The 3,516-nt window shown below is 68.3% G+C and carries 2 protein-coding genes; both read right to left on the reverse strand.

Annotated features, from left to right (window positions below; all coding sequences use genetic code 11):
* Positions 1-507 precede the first annotated feature (507 nt).
* Complete coding sequence (locus tag QH290_RS37915) at positions 508-1,074, reverse strand: YbdD/YjiX family protein (RefSeq protein WP_342213728.1); 567 nt, start codon at positions 1,072-1,074, stop codon at positions 508-510.
* Between the two features lie 110 nt (positions 1,075-1,184).
* Positions 1,185-3,437 carry a carbon starvation CstA family protein gene (locus QH290_RS12400; RefSeq protein WP_425303591.1) on the reverse strand — a complete coding sequence of 751 codons (2,253 nt, stop codon included), beginning with the start codon at positions 3,435-3,437 and terminating at the stop codon, positions 1,185-1,187.
* Between the last annotated feature and the right edge of the window lie 79 nt (positions 3,438-3,516).

Consider the following 3,516-nt stretch of genomic DNA (forward strand, 5'->3'; position numbering starts at 1 on the left):
CGCGGGCGGGGGGGGGGGGGGGGGGGGGCGCGCGGGGTGGGCGGGGCGGCGGCGGGCGCGGGGCGGGGGGGGGGGGGGCGCGCTGGAGATGCGGGGTGGCCCTCGCGTTGGGAATGCGGGAGCGGCGCCCGCGTCGGGGTGCCGAGAGTGGCCCGTGGCGGGAGTGCGGGCGTATTGCGTGCGCAGGGATACGGGATGGTGCCGCGCCGGGTATGCGAGAGTTGCGCTCGCGCTGGGAGGGTGGCGCGTCCGGGATACGGGTTAGTGCACGCGTCGGGGGTACGAGAGAGGTGCGCGCCGTAACTACGGAGTGGTGCGTGGCGGGGATGCGAGTGTGGCCGCGCCGTGGTGCCCGCGCCGGAATGCGGGGTGGTGCGCGGCATGAATACGGGAGTGGTGCGCGGGTTGGGAATGCCGGATTGGTGCTCGTGCCGGGTATGGGGAAGTGGCCTGTGTTGGAAGACACGGGTGGCAGAGCACTGTTTCCGGCGTGTTGTTCGGCCAGGGTTAGCAGCAGCGGTTGGTGGGGTTGCGGGCGGCCTCGGCGTGGCGCTCGCGCCAGTAGTCGCGTTCGGAGGGGATGGGGTGGTCGGGGTGGTTGCGGCGTAGATGCTCGACGTAGCGCGCGTAGTCCTGGCCGCCGAGGACGGCGTTCGCGTACCAGACCACGGCCCGGGCCCCGCGCAGGACGGCCCGTAGGGGGCCGACCTGCGCGGGATGCTCTGTCGCCGTTGCGTCCTCGCCGCCTCCGGGGGCGTTCTGCTGGGCTGTGCCCTTGCCACGCTCGGGGTTGCCCTGTTGGGTTGCGTCTTGGCCGCGTTCGAGGTCGCTCGGTTGGGTTGCGTCCTCGCCGCGTTCGAGGTTGCCCTGTTGGATTGCGCCCTTGCCACGCTCGGGGTTGGCCTGCTGGATTGCGTCCTGGCCGCGCTCGGGGTTGCCGTGTTGGGTTGCGTCTTGGCCGCGTTCGAGGTTGCTCGGTTGGGTTGCGTCCTCGCCGCGTTCGAGGTTGCCCTGTTGGACTGTGTCCTCGTCGCGTTCGGGGTTGCCTTGTTGGATTGTGTCCTTGTCGCGCACGAGGTTGCTGGGTTGGGCTGTGCCGTTGTCGCGTTCGGGGGCGGTCTGTGGGGCTGGCCCGTCTCCGTGCACGGCGGTGCTCTGGTGGGCCGTGCCCTGCCCGCGCGCGGTTACTCCCTCGACAGCGCGTGTGCGGCGCCGGGGAGCCGGACCTTGCCCGCTTTTGCCAGCTCGTCCCATTCCCGCTGCACCTCCTTTTCCTGCTTCGAGGCGAGGAAACCCTTGGGGCCGAAGAGTTTCGAGGGCACCTCCGGTGTCTCGGTGGTGGGACCGCCGCCGTTGCGGAACGCTCGGATGCACACGATCAGGCCCACGGCGGCCACGATCAGCACCAGCACCGCGAAGACGATCGACAGCGTGCCCTGGATGAAGGTATTGCGCACCACCTTGTCCATATCGGCCATGGTCTTCGCCGGGGCCAGGATCGTGCCCGCATCCCGCGCATTGCTGTAATTGACGTGCTGAGTCCAGTATCCGATGTTCTTGTCGCCGGAGAAGATCTTCTGCCAGGACGCCGTCATGGTGACGACGAGGTCGAAGATCAGCGGCACCGCGGGAATCCAGGCCCACTTGAACAGGCCCTTCTTCACCACGATCACCAGCACGACGGTCAGCGCGACCGCGGCCAGCAGCTGGTTGGCGATGCCGAACAGCGGATACAGCGTGTAGATGCCGCCCAGCGGATCGGTGACGCCCATCAGCAGCACCGAACCCCACGCGGCGACCACGATGAACGAGCAGATGAACACGCCCGGCCACCACGACGGATTCTTGAATTTCGCGGCCGGTCCGCCGAAGTTGCCGAGGGTGTCCGACAGCATGAATCGGGCCACACGGGTCCCGGCGTCGATCGTGGTGAGGATGAACAGCGCCTCGAACATGATCGCGAAGTGGTACCAGAACGATTTGAGCGCGGTACCGCCGATGAAGTTGTGCATCACCTCCGTCATGCCCATGGCCAGCGTCGGCGCGCCGCCGGTGCGTGAGACGACGTTCTCCTCGCCGACATCCTTCGCGATCTGGGTCAGCTCGCCGCCGGTGATCGGGGGACCGCTCAACCCGAGGCTGTTGGTGTAGGCGGCGGCCTTGTCGGCGGTGCCGCCGGTGACGCCCGCGCCCGCGTTCATCGCGAAGTACAGGTGCTGGTCGAGGATGCTGGCGGCGATCATCGCCATGACCGCGACGAACGACTCCATGAGCATGCCGCCGTAGCCGATCATCCGCGCCTGCGACTGCTTCTCCAGCAGTTTCGGCGTGGTGCCCGAGGACACCAGCGCGTGGAAGCCCGACAGCGCACCGCAGGCGATGGTGATGAACAGGAACGGGAACAGGCTGCCCGCGAAGGACGGACCGCTGCTGTTGCTGGCGAACTGCGACACCGCGGGCGCCTTCAACACCGGCATGGTGACCACCACGCCGACCGCGAGCAGCACGATGGTGCCGACCTTCATGAAGGTGGACAGATAGTCGCGCGGCGCGAGCAGCAGCCACACCGGCAGCACCGAGGCGACGAAGCCGTAGATGATCAGCATCCAGGCGATGGTGGTGCCCGACAGCGTGAACATGTCTCGGCCCCAACCGGATTCGGAGACCCAGCGGCCGGAGATGATGGCCAGCATCAGCAGCCCGAAGCCGATCAGCGAGATCTCGCCGACCTTGCCCGGCCGCACATAGCGCAGGTACAGGCCCATGAGCACCGCGATCGGGATGGTCATGGAAATGGAGAACACGCCCCACGGACTGCCGCCGTGCAGTTGCCCGTCCGCGCCCTTCGTCGCGGCCAGCGCGTTGACGACCACGATGCCCAGCACCGCCAGCAGGATCACCATGATCACCAGCACGGCGGCCAGCGCCGCGATACCGCCGACCACGCCGAGCTCGTCGCGAGCCATCTGGCCGAGGCTGCGCCCGCGGCGCTTCACCGACGCCCACAGCACCAGGTAGTCCTGTACCGCCCCGGCCAGCACCACGCCGAACACGATCCACAGCGTGCCCGGCAGGTAGCCCATCTGCGCGGCGAGCACGGGCCCGACCAGCGGACCGGCCCCGGCGATGGCGGCGAAGTGGTGGCCGAACAGGACGCGCCGGTCCATCGGCATGTAGTCCTTGCCGTTCTCCATCTCCTCGGCGGGAGTGGCGACCCGGTCGTCCGGCTTGGTGATCTTCCATTCGATCACTCGCGCATAGAGCTGATAGGCCAGGACGTAGGTGCAGACGGCGGCGAGCACGATCCACACCGCGTTGACGTTCTCGCCGCGCGCAATGCCGAGAACGGCCCAGGCGGCCGCGCCGAGGATGGCGATCGCGAGGAAGATGCGCTGCCAGATCTGGCTCAGCCGCTGGAGCACGCTGGCATTGACCACCGCATTGTCGTACGACAGGGAAACCTCGAGCACGCCGAGGATCGCCGCCAGGATCAGTGCCTCCGGCCCGCCGTAGATC

It is taken from the genome of Nocardia wallacei (assembly GCF_029869545.1).
In the GTDB taxonomy this organism is placed as follows: Bacteria; Actinomycetota; Actinomycetes; order Mycobacteriales; family Mycobacteriaceae; genus Nocardia; species Nocardia wallacei_A.